Annotated in this window: 15 protein-coding genes; 12 read left to right on the top strand and 3 right to left on the bottom strand. The window is 41.4% G+C overall.

Annotated features, from left to right (window positions below):
• The first annotated feature begins 52 nt into the window (after window positions 1-52).
• From E5S68_RS01035 to E5S68_RS01090, 12 genes are all read left to right on the top strand, one after another.
• On the top strand, window positions 53-1,216 hold the full coding sequence (locus tag E5S68_RS01035) for an MFS transporter (RefSeq protein WP_135781986.1): 1,164 nt from the start codon (window positions 53-55) through the stop codon (window positions 1,214-1,216).
• An 80-nt stretch (window positions 1,217-1,296) separates the two neighbouring features.
• The gene (locus E5S68_RS01040) at window positions 1,297-2,589 is read left to right on the top strand and encodes a DUF1958 domain-containing protein (RefSeq protein WP_135781987.1); all 1,293 of its coding nucleotides are present in this window, start codon (window positions 1,297-1,299) and stop codon (window positions 2,587-2,589) included.
• Between the two features lie 130 nt (window positions 2,590-2,719).
• Window positions 2,720-3,265, top strand: coding sequence for a hypothetical protein (locus tag E5S68_RS01045; RefSeq protein WP_135781988.1), 546 nt, complete (start codon window positions 2,720-2,722; stop codon window positions 3,263-3,265).
• A 165-nt stretch (window positions 3,266-3,430) separates the two neighbouring features.
• Window positions 3,431-3,994, top strand: a complete 564-nt coding sequence (locus E5S68_RS01050; RefSeq protein ID WP_135781989.1) for a hypothetical protein — start codon at window positions 3,431-3,433, stop codon at window positions 3,992-3,994.
• 388 nt (window positions 3,995-4,382) lie between these two features.
• Window positions 4,383-4,937, top strand: a complete 555-nt coding sequence (locus E5S68_RS01055; RefSeq protein WP_135781990.1) for a hypothetical protein — start codon at window positions 4,383-4,385, stop codon at window positions 4,935-4,937.
• A gap of 154 nt (window positions 4,938-5,091) precedes the next feature.
• Window positions 5,092-6,042 carry a competence protein CoiA gene (locus tag E5S68_RS01060; protein WP_135781991.1) on the top strand — a complete coding sequence of 317 codons (951 nt, stop codon included), beginning with the start codon at window positions 5,092-5,094 and terminating at the stop codon, window positions 6,040-6,042.
• A 69-nt stretch (window positions 6,043-6,111) separates the two neighbouring features.
• Window positions 6,112-7,914: an oligoendopeptidase F gene (pepF, locus tag E5S68_RS01065; protein ID WP_135781992.1), complete on the top strand. Its 1,803-nt coding sequence runs from the start codon at window positions 6,112-6,114 to the stop codon at window positions 7,912-7,914.
• 1 nt (window position 7,915) lies between these two features.
• Window positions 7,916-8,629 (top strand): O-methyltransferase, encoded by a 714-nt coding sequence (locus tag E5S68_RS01070; RefSeq protein WP_135781993.1) that lies wholly within the window; start codon window positions 7,916-7,918, stop codon window positions 8,627-8,629.
• Window positions 8,630-8,708: 79 nt separating this feature from the next.
• Window positions 8,709-9,647 (top strand): peptidylprolyl isomerase, encoded by a 939-nt coding sequence (locus E5S68_RS01075; RefSeq protein ID WP_135781994.1) that lies wholly within the window; start codon window positions 8,709-8,711, stop codon window positions 9,645-9,647.
• A gap of 294 nt (window positions 9,648-9,941) precedes the next feature.
• Complete coding sequence (locus E5S68_RS01080; RefSeq protein WP_135781995.1) at window positions 9,942-10,424, top strand: LURP-one-related/scramblase family protein; 483 nt, start codon at window positions 9,942-9,944, stop codon at window positions 10,422-10,424.
• A gap of 37 nt (window positions 10,425-10,461) precedes the next feature.
• Complete coding sequence (gene alaS / locus E5S68_RS01085; RefSeq protein WP_135781996.1) at window positions 10,462-13,080, top strand: alanine--tRNA ligase; 2,619 nt, start codon at window positions 10,462-10,464, stop codon at window positions 13,078-13,080.
• 280 nt (window positions 13,081-13,360) lie between these two features.
• Window positions 13,361-14,017, top strand: coding sequence for a CPBP family intramembrane glutamic endopeptidase (locus tag E5S68_RS01090; protein WP_135781997.1), 657 nt, complete (start codon window positions 13,361-13,363; stop codon window positions 14,015-14,017).
• A 150-nt stretch (window positions 14,018-14,167) separates the two neighbouring features.
• Here the strand turns inward: E5S68_RS01090 and nrdF are convergent, their stop codons facing one another.
• The 3 genes from nrdF to nrdH all read right to left on the bottom strand — a co-directional run bounded on the left by nrdF (window position 14,168) and on the right by nrdH (window position 17,760).
• Window positions 14,168-15,127 carry a class 1b ribonucleoside-diphosphate reductase subunit beta gene (gene nrdF / locus E5S68_RS01095; protein ID WP_003011591.1) on the bottom strand — a complete coding sequence of 320 codons (960 nt, stop codon included), beginning with the start codon at window positions 15,125-15,127 and terminating at the stop codon, window positions 14,168-14,170.
• A gap of 122 nt (window positions 15,128-15,249) precedes the next feature.
• The gene (nrdE, locus tag E5S68_RS01100; protein WP_135781998.1) at window positions 15,250-17,409 is read right to left on the bottom strand and encodes a class 1b ribonucleoside-diphosphate reductase subunit alpha; all 2,160 of its coding nucleotides are present in this window, start codon (window positions 17,407-17,409) and stop codon (window positions 15,250-15,252) included.
• Window positions 17,410-17,541: 132 nt separating this feature from the next.
• Entirely contained in the window at window positions 17,542-17,760 is a 219-nt protein-coding gene (gene nrdH, locus E5S68_RS01105; RefSeq protein WP_006596951.1) for a glutaredoxin-like protein NrdH, read from the bottom strand.
• Window positions 17,761-18,114: the final 354 nt, after the last annotated feature.

Consider the following 18,114-nt stretch of genomic DNA (forward strand, 5'->3'; position numbering starts at 1 on the left):
TTATCAGTTGGGTTTTGTCATTATTTTAGATTCCATTAAAGAAAGGAGTATTATGAAATCATTCCGTAATTCCTATCCCGCCTATCTACTTTTATATTGTTTTTATTTTATGTCGACAGCCCTCTTTACAACACTGATTTCAGTCTATCTTTTGGGGAAAGACTATTCAGCGAGTCAGGTATCAACCGTGGTTTCGATCGCCTTTTTCTTGTCGATGATGACGCAACCCTTATTTGGTTATGTCAATGAACGCTTTGGAATTATCAAGATGACGATTCTCAGTTTGGGACTTCTCCTTCTAGGTGTCTGTGGCTTCATTTGGGCCCCGAACCTCTTGTGGCTGACTATTTTTTATGGTTTGGTCTTGATCTGCTTGAACGGGACAGCTCCTATGATGGAAATCCTAGCGACTCAAAGTCCATATGCCTTTGGGAAGATTCGAGTCTGGGGGACCTTAGGCTATGCAGCAGGGGTACAATTGGCTGGTTGGGTTTATGACAAGTTCAGTCCTCAGGCAGTCTATTATACCGTTCTCCTAACAATAGCCTTTAGTCTTTTTAGTCTAGGAGCAATTCGCTTGCAAGGGAGCACGCAGACAGAAAGAGAGAAAGTTTCCCTTGCTCCCCTGATTCACAATGGACCTTATCTATTCTTCCTAGTCCTCATGGGGCTTGCATCAGGAGTGGGTTACATCGGTCATACCTACATTCCATCCCTTTTAATGGATAGTGGGCTCCCTGTCCAAGTAGCCTCCACAGTCGTAGCCCTATCTGTAGTTGTAGAAGCTCCCTTGATTTTTTTCTCCGATCGGTTTATGGATCACTGGCCTTTAAGGATCCTTATCCTCCTCCCACTTGGTCTTCTTCTTACCCAGTACTTGGTTTATGCTCTACCAAGTCCTATCTTCCTAAAGGTCCTGCTAACCCTTTTGTCAAAACATACAACTGGCATGGTTTTAGTCATGGTTTCCTTGCGATTTATCTCGCAACAGGTAGATGCCAAAGATTTGGTCTTAGCTATGGCTCTTTTCCAAGGAGTTCGCTACCTAGGAACCATTCTATTGCAACCTCTTGCTGCTCTTTTTGTTGAAAGAGGAGGCTATGCCTTGATGAGTTGCTTCTTGGTCGCGATTATGGCCCTTGTCTTTCTATTAAGCTTTTTCCTAAAGATGCCAAGCGGGAAGTCTCGTAGTTTATTTGGAGATAAGAAGGCCTAAAAAGCTAAGCAGAAGCTATTCCTCAAGGCTAGGACTTATGCTATAATGGAGGACGATGATGATGAAAGAAAAGAGATGGAATGAATTTTAAACGTGCCCTTTTAGCGACCCTATCACTTTGTAGCCTATTGTTTCCCTTGTTAGTCCGTGCAGATGATCTCTATCAACAAGAAGATATTATGTCGATTACGGAAAAATCAGGGACTCCCGTAGATGAGTTTTTCCGCCCCAAAGCGGATATTGTAATTGATGCCCATACGGGAGCTATTCTTTATGGGGATAATATTGATGCTCTACGGGATTCTGGCAGCATGGCCAAACTGATGACGGTCTACGTCCTTTTGAGAGCCATCAAAGAAGGTAAGTTAGACTATGATACCCAAATTACAGCGACAGAAAGAGACGTAGCTATTTCGCAAAACCAGAAGTTGAGCAATAGTCCGATTATGGCAGGAGCTAAATACAAGGTTTCTACGCTCTTAAATATGATTTTTGTACCGTCTTCAAGTGCTGCGACTATCATGATTGCTAATAAGGTTTCAGATGGAGATCCAGATAAGTTCTTGGATTTGATGAACCAGCGAGCTCAAGAAATTGGAATGACCAATAGTAAATGGAACAATCCAAATGGTGCTCCAACCGCAGTTTTGGATGGCTACTATAATCCAACGCGCTATGACCAACATGCCATTAACCAAACAACTGCGAGAGATATGGCTATTTTGGGCTATCACATCGTCAATGAGTTTCCTGAAATTCTCAACTATACCAAAAATGCGAAAATTACGCTCTTCCAAGGAACAGATTATGAAGAAACTCATGAAAACTATAATTATTCTTTAGAAGGTGGAAGGTATTCCCTCAAGGGGGCAGATGGCTTGAAAACAGGTTCTAGTCCGACGGCGGATTATAACTACACCTTAACAGTCAATCGTGGCAAGCAACGCTTTGTCCAAGTGATAATGGGAGTGGGGCATTACGATGTCGAAATCGCTGAAAGCTTACGCCATGTTATCGGAAATGCCTTGATTGAACGACTCTACCAAGATTATGAATATAAACAGGTGTTTGCAGCAGGAGACCAAACTATTGATGGTCATACTTATCATTTAGAGAAACCCTTTTATGCCACGGTAAAAAGGGGAACCAAGCCTAAGGTGACGGTCAAAGATGGTCAGTTACACATCGCAAATGGCTTACAAACGGTGTCCCCAGCTATGAAACAGACACAAGTCGTCAAGGAAGCCAAAGAGAGTAAGCAAGTGTCACAATCAGAGGTGAATAAAGGATGGGATCCTATGTGGTTCTTCTGTTTTCTTCCTTTTATCTTCTTGAAAATTTTCTTTACCCTTAAATATGGCAAAAAAAAGTAAACTAGAACTGATTTCCATTTTTGGAAATCTGTTTTTTTATTCTCTTTGCCTCTAAAAACAAATTTTTATCCAAGTAATTTAATGGTACAATAAGGAAAACTTATTATTCAGGAAAATAATATGAAAAAAAATGACTTTATCAATAGCAAGGATTTTAGCATTTACGTCTCTAGCAGTTTGTGTAAATAAGCCAAAAGAAAAAACACAGACATCATCTTCAAGTCAGACAACTAGTAAGGTGATGACAAAGACGTCTTCAAAAGAAGAAAAAGCCTCTTCAAATGCTTCTTTAGACATTGATGATTTTGTTTACTTTACAGATGAAGAGATTGAAAGTATAAAGACATACGGAGATTATAAAAACGTCTATAGAAAAATCAATGATCGAATGGTTGAGTTCACAACAAAGGTTGCTGATCAAGTCCCGGGAGAACGTAAGGAAGCCTACTTAGCAGCAATAGAACGGAATAAAGCCAGACTTGAAGATACGATAGCTCAAACAGATAAAGTGTATTCTGAACACGGTTCAGACAATACTGTGTTTCCGAAGGAAGAGCTTGACTCTCTGATTTCACAGATGAAAACAGTTCGGAGTACGACAGAAGAATCTGTAAAAGGGTTTATGCATCGATATGTTGACGGCGAAGATGGTCAAAGTTCGACAAGCCAGGAATAAGCGATAGTATCAGGTTGATTATTAAAAGAAGAGATTGGATTGGGGTTAGTTCATGACCTTATTCTCTAATCTCTTTTTTATAAACTATCATGAATTAGTGCTTGATTTGACGAGGAGATTATTTGATGATAGAATGATGTCGATCAATATAAAAGGAGAAATCGAATGAAAAAATTGATTTTATCGACTACTGCTTTATTGGCTGTTGTTTCACTTGCAGCTTGTTCAAACAAGCAAGAAACAAAAACAGAATCTTCCTCTTCAAGTGAGAAGACGGAAAAGGTAACCAGCAAGGAGTCTAGTTCATCCAAGACAGAAAAGACTTCTTCTAATACTAGCTCTAAAACGACTAGTGCGATTTTCCCATCAGACGAAGAGCTTGAGAATTTAAAAACAGTTGGAGATTTTAAAAAGTCTTTCGCAAAAATCATGGATGAGTCAAATCGCCTAATGAATGAAGCGATGAAAACCCTTCCTGAAGCTTCGAAAGAGTCATATGCTCAAATGATGGATATGACTAACGAGATTCAAGAAGAGTCTAAGAAGGCATTTAATCAAGCACTAGAAGCATATGGGGATGATAATGCGGTTGTTCCAAAAGAGCTTCGCGAAAACTATATTGAACAGTTGAAGGACGCTCGAGAAAGAGCTGAAGAATCAGCTAAACAAGGTAACAAATCACCATTCGATAATGATTCAGATGATGAAGACAGTGATTCAGAAGAATAAATAGATTGGTGATATAGGACTTTTGATTAAAAGTCCAAAGGAGGAGAAGAATTGAGGATGGTGCTACTTTCAGTAGTCTTTCTCTTCGTCAACAGGATCCTCTTTCAAAAAGTCCTGCCTTCTTCCTCTCGTTTTCTACTCCCATACCTCATGTCGGAGGAGCTGTGCAAAGAGAAAAACTTGTCCAAGTGTTTCAGGCTTAGGACAGTGGCTGAAGCTTTAAGTATGTGAAGATAAGGAAGGGTTAGGAGTCACTGATATTCCATCTAAGGGCTGGAGATAGACTTATCTCTGGTCTTTTTTATAAAGGAGCAGGAATAATGGATGAATTGACGATAATCTAGGTTGATGCTAAAATGATAGTGGCAAGATAAAAAGGAGATATTGAATGAAAAAAATACTTTTATCGATGGCTGGTTTACTAGTAGTGATTGGGCTAGTAGCCTGCTCGAATCAACAAGGGACCTCTTCAAGTGAAAAGACAGCACAGGCAACACGCCAATCATCAACCTCCTCTCAGGGCGAGAAAGTGACCAGTTTGAAAGGTTCCTCAGCGTCTCCTTTAGTTTTGTATACAGATGAGGAACTTGAAAATGCCAGAACCGTTGGGGACTTCAAAGCTCTCTATGCTCTGATGATGGAACGAACAGTTGCTCATTCGGAGGAAGCAGGAGCGTCTCTCACCGGTTCTGCTAAAGAGACCTATGATTCCTATATGAAAAACCTGAAGGAGAAAATGGAAAATAGCAAGGCTCGCTTTAATGAATCTATGGATACGATAGGCCCTGAAGAGACTTATGTCCCAGAAGCTACTCGTGAAACCATTGTTGAAAAATTCGAAACAGCCCGAAAACAAGCTACGGAATCTGAAAATGGATCCTCTGCATCATCGGAAACTTCAGATCCGGAATCAGGAGAGGAAACTAGTGAATCAGAAGAATAAATGAGGGACTTTAATAATAGCCTTGTCTAGCATGGATGAGGATACGCTTTATATGCAAGTAAAATCATATCTAAAAAAGGAGCGAGGCTCCTTTTTTGTTTGGCTTCCCAATAAGGCCACCTCATTACGAATTATATAAGTAGGAGGTGACAAGATGTTTATTGCTCTAGATGCTAAGAAGAACCGTTGGAACTGCGTGGAGAAGGTTCCAGATCCGTCCTTGGGGCCTTTTTCTTGCTTGATTTGTAGGAAGGCCGTTCGCTTAAAAAAAGGCAAGGTCATGCGGCCTCACTTTGCCCACGTGACTCTGGCAGACTGTCCTCTTCATCACGAATCAGAAAGTCAGGAACATATAGAGTTAAAGGCAAGCCTTTATCGATGGGGAAAAGAAGAAACAAAGGCAGAAGTCGAAAGTTACCTTCCAGAATTTCAGCAGATTGCCGATCTTCTTTTTCCAGACCAAAAGCTTGCCTTGGAAGTGCAATGCAGTTCCTTGTCTTTAAAGCGTTTAAGAGAAAGAAGTGATGCCTATCGTAAGCATGGATACCAAGTTTACTGGCTACTGGGTGAGAAGCTCTGGCTCAAAAAGAGTTTGTCGGCCCTCCAAGAAGGTCTTGTCTATTTTAGTCAAAATAGGGGCTTTCATCTCTGGGAATTGGATCTGAGACGTCAAGAAGTCCGTCTCCATTATCTCATTCACCAAGACTTACGAGGCCATCTCCATTATAAGACCCAGTTTTTCCCCTTTTATGAAACGAGCTTGCTAGAAGTTTTTAGGACCCCATTTGCCCGTCAAGGTTTGCAACACTTAAGGGTCCCTCTAGACCGACAGTTTAAAGACTATCTTCGTCAGCAGTTGTATTACCAGCATCCCAAATGGATGGCCCTTCAGGAAAAACTCTATCTAAAAGGAAAAAATCTTTTGGAGTTGGATTTGGAAGCCTTTTATCCACTTTGTCGTCCACTGAAGTCTTCCCATTTTATCCAGATTAGGGGAGATTGGCGGAGCTATTATCAGGACTTTATGACCTACTATCGTCGAACTGGAATGAAAGCAACTCAGACTCTTTATTCACCTCGTTTTTATCAGAATGGGAAAGCTTAAATTTCCGTGAAACAAATCCCACCAAATGCTAATATTGTGATAGAATAGAAGCATTGGAGGATTTTTGTAATGGTAAAACAACGAAATGAAATTGATGAAAAATACCAATGGGATTTGTCGACCATTTTTGCGACAGACCAAGCTTGGGAGGAAGAAGCAACTGCTTTAGCTGCAGCCATTAAAGATGCTGCCCATTTTGCAGGTTCTCTATTGTCTTCTCCAGCCAACCTATTAGAAACCACAGAAGTTTATTTGGACTTGAGCCGTCGTTTGGAGAAGGTCTATGTCTACGCCCATATGAAGAATGACCAGGACACACGCGTAGCCAAATACCAAGAATTCCAATCAAAAGCGATGTCCCTTTACAGCCTTTTAGGGGAGACCTTTGCCTTCTACGAACCAGAATTTATGGAGATCACTGAAGAGCAATATGCTAACTTCTTGAAAGAAGCCCCTGCCTTAGAAGCTTATGCTCATTACTTTGACAAATTGCTCAAAACAAAAGAGCACGTTCTTTCCCAAAAGGAAGAAGAGCTGCTAGCAGGAGCAGGTGAAATCTTTGCTGCGGCAGGTGAAACCTTTGAGATTTTGGACAATGCCGATATCGTCTTTCCAATGGTGAAGGATGATCAAGGCCAAGAAGTGCAGTTGACCCATGGAAACTATATTTCTTTGGTAGAATCTAAGGATCGCCAAGTCCGTAAAGAAGCTTACCAAGCCTTGTATGGTGTCTATGAACAGTACCAACATACCTATGCTAAGACCCTTCAGACCAACGTTAAGGTTCACAATTACAATGCTAAGGTTCGCAAATTCTCAAGTGCGCGTGAAGCAGCTCTTTCTGCTAACTTTATCCCAGAGAGCGTCTATGATAGTCTAGTAGAAGCAGTGAATAAGCATTTGCCTTTATTGCAACGCTACGTGAAGTTGCGCTCAAAAATCTTAGGAATTGAAGATTTGAAGATGTATGATGTCTACACACCATTGTCTTCTACCGATTATAAGTTTACCTATGAAGAAGCTCTTGCTAAGTCTGAGCAGGCTTTGGCTGTGCTTGGTGATGACTACCTATCACGCGTGAAGCGTGCCTTTACCGAACGTTGGATTGATGTGCATGTTAACCAAGGAAAACGCTCAGGGGCTTATTCAGGTGGTTCTTACGATACTAATGCCTTTATGTTGTTAAACTGGCAAGATACACTGGACAATCTCTTCACCTTGGTGCATGAGACCGGCCACAGTATGCATTCAAGCTATACGCGTGAAACCCAGCCGTATGTCTATGGGGACTATTCCATCTTCCTTGCTGAGATAGCTTCCACAACCAATGAAAATATCTTGACCGAGCAATTGTTAGCAGAAGTAGAAGATGATGAAACCCGTTTTGCTATTCTCAACCACTTCTTGGATGGCTTCCGTGGTACAGTCTTCCGTCAAACCCAGTTTGCTGAGTTTGAACATGCGATTCATAAAGCAGATCAAGAAGGTCAAGTCTTAACCAGCGAATTCTTGAATGACTTGTATGCGGACTTGAATGAAAAATACTATGGTCTTTCAAAAGAAGACAATCCAGAAATCCAATACGAATGGGCTCGTATTCCTCATTTCTACTATAACTACTATGTTTTCCAATATTCAACTGGTTTTGCAGCAGCCTCTGCCTTGGCTGAGAAAATCGTTCATGGAACACAGGAAGATAAGGACAAATACCTAGAGTATTTGAAGGCTGGAAATTCGGATTATCCACTCAACGTGATCCGCAAGGCGGGTGTTGATATGGAAAAAGAAGACTACCTCCATGCAGCCTTTGAAGTCTTTGAACGTCGTCTCAATGAATTTGAGGCCCTGGTTGAAAAATTAGGATTGGCCTAAGATGGTAGAGTCTTATAGTAAGAATGCCAACCACAATATGCGCAGACCGGTTGTGAAGGAGGAAATTGTCTCCTTCATGCGGGAGCGCCAAGCACCTGTTACGGATGCCTTAAAGGAGCTAGAAGAATTTGCTCGTCGGGAGAATATTCCCATCATCCCTCATGAAACGGTTGCTTTCTTCCGTCTCTTTTTGCAGACCATGCAACCCAAGTCGATCTTAGAAATCGGGACGGCGATTGGTTTTTCAGCCCTCTTGATGGCGGAGCAAGTGCCGGATGCAAAGATTATGACCATTGATCGCAACGAGGAAATGATTGGTTTTGCCAAGGAAAACTTTGCTCGTTTTGACCAACGTAACCAAATCACCCTTTTAGAGGGTGATGCGGTGGACTTGCTGGAGCATATTGAGCAACGCTTTGACTTGATTTTTATGGATTCGGCTAAATCTAAGTACATCGTCTTTCTTCCAGAAGTTCTCAAACGTTTGGAAGTTGGAGGAGTAGTGATTTTAGACGATATCTTCCAAGGGGGTGATGTGGCGCGTGATATTATGGAAGTCCGTCGTGGACAACGGACCATCTATCGAGGTTTGCAACGACTCTTTGATGCTACCTTGGATCATCCAGGCCTAACAACTAGTCTGATCCCGTTGGGGGATGGGATTCTTATGATCCGAAAGAACCAAGAGACCATTTCCTTGCCGACGGAAGAATAGCTTTTAGATTTCTTTAAGTTATCCTGTTGAATTTGTGGTAAAATAGTAAAAGTGAATTTTAGAATGGAGTTATAAAAAAATGAAGAAAAAATTTGTAGCTGGAGCGGTGACTCTTTTATCAGTCATGGCCCTTACAGCTTGTGCCCAAAGTGGTAATGATAAAGATATTGTCACAATGAAGGGGGACACTATCACTGTTGGTGACTTCTATGATGAAATCAAAACCAACCAAGGTGCACAACAATACCTTTTCCAAATGACGATTAACAAGGTGTTTGAAAAAGAGTATGGCTCAAAAGTTTCAGACAAGGATGTTGAAAAGAAAATTGAAGAGCAGAAGAAACAATTAGGGGATGCCTTTAACAGTTACTTGACGCAACAAGGTTTGACCGAAGAAACCAACAAGAAACAAATCCGTAGTAACCTTTTGTTAGAGTACGCAGTAGATCAAGCGGCCTCAAAAGATTTGACGGATGAGACCTACAAGAAGGCTTTCGAAAGCTACACTCCAGAAGTAACTGCTAATATTATTAAAGTAGAATCAGAAGAAAAAGCCAATGAAGTGCTTGCAAGTGCTCAAGCAGAAGGAGCAGATTTCGCACAAATCGCTAAAGAAAACTCTACAGATGCCAGCACTAAAGATAAGGGTGGAGAAATCACCTTTGATTCTGGTACGACAACTGTTCCAACTCGTGTCAAGGAAGCGGCCTTCAAGTTGGAGGAAAATGCTCTTTCTGAGGTCATCGTAGTCCCTGCTAGCCAAAACCAAGCAGCAAGTTACTATATTGTGAAAGTGACAAAGAAGACAGAAAAAGGATCTGACTGGAAAAAATACAAAAAACGTCTGAAAGAAATTCTGACTGCAGAACGTAAAAATGATGCTAACTTTATCCGTAGCATCATTGCTAAAGCAATGTCAAATGCTAATATCAAGGTCAAAGATGATGCCTTCAAGGCAACTTTCAACCAATACATGCAAAATATTGGGGCAACATCAGACAGCTCATCTTCTAAATAAGGATATTAGTTGACGTCCATTGTATTTATCTGTATAATGAGATAGTTGAGAATAAATCATTTAGAATCGGATGCAGAGAAGTGGCGGGGGTGCGAGCCATGGAAGAGGAATGATTTTGCTACTCGGCTGAATAATTGCATAATTGAATGAAGAATGACAAGTTCATTGAATGAAGGTGGTACCGCGGTTTTTCGCCCTTCGTTAGTGAGCTTGTCTTTTGTCTTTTGTTTTTACCCCCTTTCTAGGTTGGTTCTAGGAGGATTAGACAATGTCGAAAGGTAGGAGAGGAGTAGGATGAAAACGTATCTGGTCAAACAGAAATTTCGAATGGGTGGTGAGCGTTTTACCATCAATAATGATTTAGGAATGGTCGAATACCGGGTAGAAGGCTCATTTATGAAGATTCCCAAGACCTTTACCGTTTTTGATGTGGAAGGCCGGGAAGTGAGTCACATTACTAAGAAACCCGTCACTCTCTTACCCAGGTTCACCGTTCAACTAAAGGATGGAAAGAGTTTTGACATCCATAAGAAATTGACTCTCTTCCGTGACCGGTATGAAATTGATGACCTAGGGCTTCGCATTGAAGGCAATATCTGGGATTTGGATTTCAAGTTATTGGATGATCGGGACCAACTGGTTGCAGAGATTAGTAAACAAGTTTTTACCTTGACTTCGACCTATGAAGTGACCGTCTATGAAGAGGAATATGCAGATCTAGTCATCTCTCTTTGTCTAGCAATTGACTATGTAGAAATGACAGAAAATAGCTCTTAAGCCAGTTAATATAAAGGAACAAAATAGAGGAGAAAATATGAAACAATTATCTAGTGCACAAGTCCGCCAAATGTGGCTTGATTTCTGGGCGACCAAAGGTCACTCAGTAGAACCATCTGTTAGCTTGGTTCCAGTAAACGACCCAACCCTTTTGTGGATCAACTCTGGGGTTGCGACCCTTAAAAAATACTTTGACGGGACTATCATCCCTGAAAACCCACGGATTACCAATGCACAAAAAGCCATCCGTACCAACGATATTGAAAACGTAGGGAAGACGGCGCGTCACCATACCATGTTTGAAATGTTGGGAAACTTCTCAATTGGGGATTACTTCCGTGACGAAGCCATTACCTGGGCTTATGAACTCTTGACAAGTCCTGAATGGTTTGACTTCCCTAAAGACAAACTTTACATGACTTACTATCCAGATGACACAGATTCATACAACCGCTGGATCGAAGTGGGCGTGGACCCAAGTCACTTGATCCCAATCGAAGACAACTTCTGGGAAATCGGGGCTGGACCTTCTGGACCAGATACAGAAATCTTCTTTGACCGTGGAGAAGCCTTTGACCCAGAAAACATTGGAATTCGCTTGCTTGCAGAAGATATCGAAAACGACCGTTACATCGAAATCTGGAACATTGTCTTGTCACAATTTAATGCTGACCCAGCTGTACCACGCAGCGAGTACAAGGAATTGCCACACAAGAACATTGATACGGGCGCTGGTTTAGAGCGTTTGGTAGCGGTGATTCAAGGAGCAAAAACTAACTTTGAAACAGACCTCTTTATGCCAATCATTCGCGAAGTTGAGAAATTGTCTGGTAAGGTTTATGACCAAGATGGAGACAACATGAGCTTCAAGGTGATTGCAGACCACATCCGTTCCCTTTCATTTGCGATTGGCGATGGTGCACTTCCAGGCAATGAAGGTCGTGGTTATGTCCTTCGTCGTCTTCTCCGTCGTGCTTCTATGCATGGTCAAAAATTGGGTATCAATGAGCCTTTCCTTTTCAAATTGGTTCCAACTGTTGGAAAAATCATGGAAAGCTACTACCCAGAAGTGCTTGAAAAACGTGACTTTATTGAGAAAATCGTCAAGAGCGAAGAAGAGTCATTTGCGCGTACCCTTCACTCAGGTCAACACTTTGCTCAAGGTATCGTAGCAGACTTGAAAGAAAAAGGCCAAGCGGTTATCGCTGGTCAAGATGTCTTCAAACTCTACGATACCTATGGATTCCCAGTGGAATTGACAGAAGAGATTGCTGAAGAAGCTGGAATGACTGTAGACCGTGAAGGTTTTGAAGCAGCCATGAAAGAGCAGCAAGAACGTGCGCGTGCATCTGCTGTTAAAGGTGGCTCAATGGGGATGCAAAACGAAACTCTTCAAAACATCACTGTAGAAAGTGTCTTCAACTACAATGCTAGCCAATTGCCTTCTAAGTTAGTGGCTATTGTAGCGGACAATGCAGAAGTAGAAGCTGTTTCAGAAGGAACTGCCTCTCTGATTTTCGCGGAAACACCATTCTACGCTGAGATGGGTGGACAAGTGGCTGACCACGGTCAAATCTTGGATGCTGCAGGTAACGTCGTAGCGACAGTGACAGACGTTCAAAAAGCACCGAATGGACAACCTTTACATACCGTTGAAGTTCATGCTCCACTTGCTTTGAACCAAGAGTTCACTTTAGCTATCGATAGCAATCGTCGTCTTCGTGTCATGAAGAACCATACTGCAACTCACTTGCTCCATGCGGCCCTTCACAATATCCTTGGCCACCATGCAACTCAAGCAGGTTCACTTAATGAAGTGGAATTCCTTCGCTTTGACTTCACCCATTTCCAAGCCGTAACTCCAGAAGAATTGCGTGCTATTGAGCAACAAGTCAATGAAAAAATCTGGGAAGCCATCGCAGTGGAAACAGTTGAGACAGACATCGACACAGCCAAAGAAATGGGAGCTATGGCCCTCTTTGGTGAGAAATACGGTAAGGAAGTTCGTGTTGTCACCATCGGTGACTACTCAGTCGAGCTTTGTGGTGGTACCCACGTTGGCAATACTTCTGAGATTGGCCTCTTCAAGATTGTCAAAGAAGAAGGGATTGGATCAGGAACTCGTCGCATCTTGGCAGTGACTGGTAAAGAAGCCTTCGAAGCTTACCGTGAACAAGAAGATGCTCTGAAAGCAGTCGCAGCAACCTTGAAAGCACCTCAACTCAAGGAAGTTCCTCATAAGGTTGAAGGCCTTCAAGAGCAGCTCCGTCAATTGCAAAAAGAAAATGCTGAATTGAAGGAAAAAGCTGCAGCAGCAGCGGCAGGTGATGTCTTCAAACATGTTCAAGAAGCAAACGGCCACCGTTACATTGCTAGTCAAGTTTCTGTATCAGATGCAGGTGCCCTTCGTACCTTTGCGGATAACTGGAAACAAAAAGATTACTCTGACGTCCTTGTTCTGGTCGCAGCAATCGGTGACAAGGTCAATCTTCTCGTAGCAAGCAAGAACAAAGACATCCACGCAGGTAATTTGGTCAAAGAATTGGCTCCAATCGTCGATGGACGTGGTGGTGGAAAACCAGACATGGCCATGGCAGGAGGAAGCAACCAAGCCAAGATCCAAGAATTGTTGGATGCCGTAGCGGGTAAATTGTAAGCAACAAGAGATCTACCTTCGGGTAGGTCTTTTTGTATGGTAAACTGTTAAATCTTTGTAAAAACTTTTTAAGAAGTACTTGTAATTTTTGATAAATACATTACAATAAATATATAGGAAAAAGGAAGTGTCTTAGATATTGCTCCATTGGCGATTTGAAGGCGCAGTCCGAGGCCCTCATAAAAATCCTAAGTTTGACAGCATAATAAATAATCAAAGGTAGATAATTGAATTAAAAAATAGACTTGGAATAGGAATCGAAAGGAAAAAGGAGTGTTGTATGAAGGGGAACAGTATCTGGAAAAATGTTGGTTTGTATGCCTTGGTGGTCTTCTCTCATTTTATTTTATTTTCGAGGATTCTTGCTAGTTGCTTGAATGTTCTCGTTGAGGGAGGTTCCGAGCCTCTCATTCTCTTGATATTCGCTTTGGTATCTGCTCTCTATATTTTTGGTTTGTGGAAATGGTACCAAAAGGGTTGGAAACTTGAGGTTAAAAAGACCAAACTGACGTCCACGATATGGTTACCCATTGGATTATTAGTTGCCTTTATTGCTCTTCAAGCCTTGGTCTCGGGTGAATCGTCTAATAATCAAAGAAGTATTGAGTTTTTCTTGGAGTTATTTCCTGCTTTCGTTTTTTTCTATATTATTTTTATTGCTCCCATTATTGAAGAATTCATAACTAGAGGCTTAATGGCCAAGTATCTATTTTCAAAGCAGGAAACCCTAGGACAAACCTTGCTCTATATTGCTCTTTCTTCTAGTTTATTTTCTTTTCTCCATCTTCCGTCTAGTCTAGGGCAATTTCTAACTTACTTTATAATGGGTTCAATTTTTGCTTTAGCGTATCTGACTAAGGAAGATATTCGTTATGCCATTGCCCTGCATATAGCAAATAACCTGATCGCTTCTCTCCTTATCTTCTTGCTTCAATAAAGAAGAATGGGGAGTAACATACCTACCAAATCAGCCCTTTCCAAATCTGGAAAGGACTGATTTGTTTATTTGAGATAGTTTCTTCTGCAGCAAGGCTAATTTTTAGCATGAAAAAGCAAAAAAACCTTTCCAGATGGAAAGGTTTTTGTCTTATAGGCCATAGTTGTAATCGTCATCCTGCATGGCTTCTACTTCACCGAGAAGGTAACCATTTCCGACTTGAGAGAAGAAGTCGTGGTTAGATGTACCGGTTGAGATCCCGTTCATGACGATTGGGTTGACATCATCTGCTGAGTCAGGGAAGAGTGGATCTTGTCCCAGGTTCATGAGGGCTTTGTTAGCGTTATAACGAAGGAAGGTCTTGACTTCCTCTGTCCAACCTACACCGTCATAGAGGCTCTCTGTATAGCCTTCTTCATTCTCATAGAGGGTGTAGAGTAAGTCATACATCCATTCTTTAAGTTTTTCTTGTTCCTCTTCTGGTAATTCATTAAATCCGAGTTGGAACTTGTAGCCGATATAGGTCCCGTGGACAGATTCGTCCCGAATGATCAACTTGATGATTTCAGCCACGTTGGCCAACTTGTTGTTTCCAAGATAGTAGAGCGGTGTGAAGAAACCAGAGTAGAAGAGGAAGGTTTCAAGGAAGACGCTGGCTACTTTCTTTTCAAGGGGAGTCCCATTGAGGTAGATCTCGTTGATGATTTCTGCCTTCTTTTGAAGGAAGGGATTGGTATTGGTCCATTCAAAAATCTCTTCGATTTCTGACTTGGTATTCAAGGTAGAAAAGATAGAAGAGTAAGACTTAGCATGGACAGATTCCATGAATTGGATGTTGTTAAAGACAGCTTCTTCATGTGGAGTACGAATATCCGCACGAAGGGCTTGCACACCCGTTTCAGACTGCATGGTATCGAGAAGGGTTAAACCTCCAAAAACTTTACCAACAAGGTCTTTTTCCTTGTTAGACAGCTTTCTCCAGTCGTCCAAGTCGTTTGACAAAGGAATACGTGTATCCAACCAGAATTGTTCGGTTAGCTTTTCCCAAGTAGATTTATCGATGACATCCTCGATGGCATTCCAGTTAATGGCTTTGTAGTAAGTTTCCATTTGAAATCTCTTTCTTTTTCTAATTCATTCGATCATACAATCATTATTATTCTAACACAATTGTTAGAATACCGCACAAAAAGTCGGCGAACCGACTTTTGGTAGCAATGGATCAGAGTGTCTTAGATGACACAGCTTTCACATTGGTTTGCGCCAACTTCTCCACCATCATCTGTAAAGGTACGGACGTAGTAGATAGACTTGATTCCCTTGTTAAAGGCATAGTTGCGGAGGATAGACAAGTCACGAGTGGTTTGTTTGTTTTCAGTTTTCCATTCGTAAAGGCCTTTTGGAATGTCACTGCGCATGAAGAGGGTCAGTGAGAGTCCTTGGTCTACGTGCTCAGTTGCGGCAGCATAGACATCGATGACTTTGCGCATATCCATGTCGTAAGCAGAAGTGTAGTAAGGAATGGTATCTGTTGACAATCCAGCTGCAGGGTAGTAGATCTTACCGATTTTCTTCTCTTGGCGTTCTTCAATCCGTTGTGTGATTGGGTGGATAGAAGCAGATACATCATTGATGTAGCTGATAGAACCATTTGGTGCGACAGCTAGGCGGTTTTGGTGGTATAGACCATCTGCCTTGACTTTATCGCGAAGTTCAGCCCAATCTTCTGCACTTGGGATAAAGATATCTTTAAAGAGTTCTTTGACGTGATCAGATTTTGGAACAAACTCTCCAGTCGTGTACTTATCAAAGTAGCTACCATTTGCGTAGTCTGATTTTTCAAAGTTATGGAAGGTAATACCCCGTTCACGCGCGATGTTGTTTGATTCTACGAGGGTCCAGTAGTTCATGAGCATGAAGTAGATGCTCGTAAACTCAACAGACTCAGGTGATCCGTATTCAATCAATTGTTGGGCAAGATAGCTGTGAAGTCCCATGGCTCCAAGACCAAAGGTATGCGCTTGGCTGTTTCCGTGGTCGATCGTAGGAACAGCGACAATGTGAGAACTATCTGTAACAAAGGTCAAAGCACGAACCATGGCACGAATGGAACGACCAAAGTCAGGTGAGGTCATCATATTGACCACGTTGGTTGAACCAAGGTTACAGGAGACGTCAGTCCCCATTTTAATGAATTCTTGGGCATCGTTAATCAAGCTTGGCTCTTGAACCTGGAGGATCTCTGAACACAAGTTACTCATGATGATCTTTCCATCGACAGGGTTTGCCCGGTTAGCAGTATCGATGTTGACTACATAAGGGTAACCAGATTCTTGTTGCAATTTAGAAATTTCAGTTTCCAAATCACGCGCCTTGATTTTTGTCTTGCGGATATTTGGATTAGCGACCAACTCATCGTATTTTTCAGTGATGTCGATGTAGTTGAATGGCACTCCGTATTCACGCTCAACAGAGTATGGGCTGAAGAGGTACATTTCTTCATTCTTACGAGCCAACTCGTAGAATTTGTCTGGTACGACGACACCAAGTGAAAGGGTCTTAACCCGAACCTTTTCATCGGCATTTTCTTTCTTAGTAGAAAGGAAGGCGATGATGTCTGGGTGGAAGACGTTGAGGTAAACTACCCCAGCTCCTTGGCGTTGTCCCAACTGGTTAGAGTAAGAGAAGCTATCTTCAAAGAGTTTCATAACAGGAACGACCCCAGAAGCAGCTCCTTCATAGCCCTTGATCGGTGCTCCAGCTTCACGAAGGTTGCTGAGGGAAATCCCAACTCCACCACCGATACGTGAAAGTTGAAGGGCAGAGTTGATAGAGCGTCCAATCGCATTCATATCATCGGTTACTTGGATCAAGAAACAGGAGACCAATTCTCCACGGCGGGCACGTCCAGCATTTAAGAATGAAGGAGTAGCTGGTTGGTAGCGTTGGTGGATGATTTCATTTGCGATGTCTTTTGCAATGTCTTCATTTCCATCCGCAAAATAGAGAGCATTGAAGAAGACGCGGTCTTCCATGCTTTCGAGATAGTATTCTCCATCATTTGTTTTCAGAGCGTACTGGTTATAGAATTTATAAGCAGCCATGAAGGACTTGAATTGGAAGTTTTGATCTTTGATAAATTGGGCCAATTCTTCCAAAAATTCAGGACGGTACTTCTGAATGAAGGCTGTTTCAATATAGTTGTGTTCAATAAGGTAGTTGATTTTATCCGTTATTGAATCAAAGGCCATGGTATTTGGCACAACATTTTCTTTGAAGAAAGCATCCAAGGCTTCTTTATCTTTATGAAGCATGATTTGACCGTTAACTGGACGGTTGATTTCATTATTAAGACGGAAGTAGGTTACGTCTTCAAGTGATTTTAATCCCATAATGTTCCTTTTTCTAATTCAAAAACAAAGGGGAGGCAAGCTCCCCTGTACAAGTAAAAGGGCCAGGGTAACACCGTAGTAGCTTTCTACAGTGGTGAAATCCCTAGACCAATCAGATCCTGTTTAACAGTATTAAGATAATTTTTTGAGTTTAGCTGGTTGGAATCCAGAGAAGACTTCATCAGCAGTCTGGATAACCGGTGCAGCATTGAAACCAAGATTCTTTACATGGTCTACAAACTCAGGTTGTTCATCTAGATTAATCTCACGGTATTCAACGTGATTGGTATCTAAAAAGCGCTTAGTCATTTTACATTGAACGCAATTATTCTTTGAATAAATTGTCACCATAATATGATGTAACTCCTCTAAAATCATAAATCTGTATCTAGTATAAACAAAAGGTTTTTTCTTGTCAAGAGTTTTAACTAAATATTGTGCACATAAATTAACTATTCCGAATGATACCACAATATGTAGTATTGTAAGGATTAGTGAAAATTAAGGAAAACGTGATAAAATATAGGTTTTTTAAGTCAAAGTAATTTAGTCGTTTTTCCTAAAATTCTATATACTGTGTCCATGAAACCAATTCTATTTATTTAATAGAAGAAAGTAAAAAACAGGCAAGTAGTTGAAGAATCCTGCAAGTATTTTCAGTAAGTGTGTGATAAAAATCTTGAAAAATCTTTGAGAAGATGGTAT

The organism is Streptococcus rubneri (assembly GCF_004785935.1).
GTDB lineage: Bacteria > Bacillota > Bacilli > Lactobacillales > Streptococcaceae > Streptococcus > Streptococcus rubneri.

Excerpts from the sequence above, each read along its gene's own strand:
- E5S68_RS01075 (WP_135781994.1), top strand. The coding sequence starts at position 8,709 with ATGAAGAAAAAATTTGTAGCTGGAGCGGTGACTCTTTTATCAGTCATG.
- E5S68_RS01040 (WP_135781987.1), top strand. The coding sequence starts at position 1,297 with ATGAATTTTAAACGTGCCCTTTTAGCGACCCTATCACTTTGTAGCCTA.
- E5S68_RS01070 (WP_135781993.1), top strand. The coding sequence starts at position 7,916 with ATGGTAGAGTCTTATAGTAAGAATGCCAACCACAATATGCGCAGACCG.
- E5S68_RS01055 (WP_135781990.1), top strand. The coding sequence starts at position 4,383 with ATGAAAAAAATACTTTTATCGATGGCTGGTTTACTAGTAGTGATTGGG.
- nrdF (WP_003011591.1), bottom strand. The coding sequence starts at position 15,127 with ATGGAAACTTACTACAAAGCCATTAACTGGAATGCCATCGAGGATGTC.
- E5S68_RS01080 (WP_135781995.1), top strand. The coding sequence starts at position 9,942 with ATGAAAACGTATCTGGTCAAACAGAAATTTCGAATGGGTGGTGAGCGT.
- nrdE (WP_135781998.1), bottom strand. The coding sequence starts at position 17,409 with ATGGGATTAAAATCACTTGAAGACGTAACCTACTTCCGTCTTAATAAT.
- alaS (WP_135781996.1), top strand. The coding sequence starts at position 10,462 with ATGAAACAATTATCTAGTGCACAAGTCCGCCAAATGTGGCTTGATTTC.
- nrdH (WP_006596951.1), bottom strand. The coding sequence starts at position 17,760 with ATGGTGACAATTTATTCAAAGAATAATTGCGTTCAATGTAAAATGACT.
- E5S68_RS01090 (WP_135781997.1), top strand. The coding sequence starts at position 13,361 with ATGAAGGGGAACAGTATCTGGAAAAATGTTGGTTTGTATGCCTTGGTG.
- E5S68_RS01050 (WP_135781989.1), top strand. The coding sequence starts at position 3,431 with ATGAAAAAATTGATTTTATCGACTACTGCTTTATTGGCTGTTGTTTCA.
- E5S68_RS01045 (WP_135781988.1), top strand. The coding sequence starts at position 2,720 with ATGACTTTATCAATAGCAAGGATTTTAGCATTTACGTCTCTAGCAGTT.
- E5S68_RS01060 (WP_135781991.1), top strand. The coding sequence starts at position 5,092 with ATGTTTATTGCTCTAGATGCTAAGAAGAACCGTTGGAACTGCGTGGAG.
- pepF (WP_135781992.1), top strand. The coding sequence starts at position 6,112 with ATGGTAAAACAACGAAATGAAATTGATGAAAAATACCAATGGGATTTG.
- E5S68_RS01035 (WP_135781986.1), top strand. The coding sequence starts at position 53 with ATGAAATCATTCCGTAATTCCTATCCCGCCTATCTACTTTTATATTGT.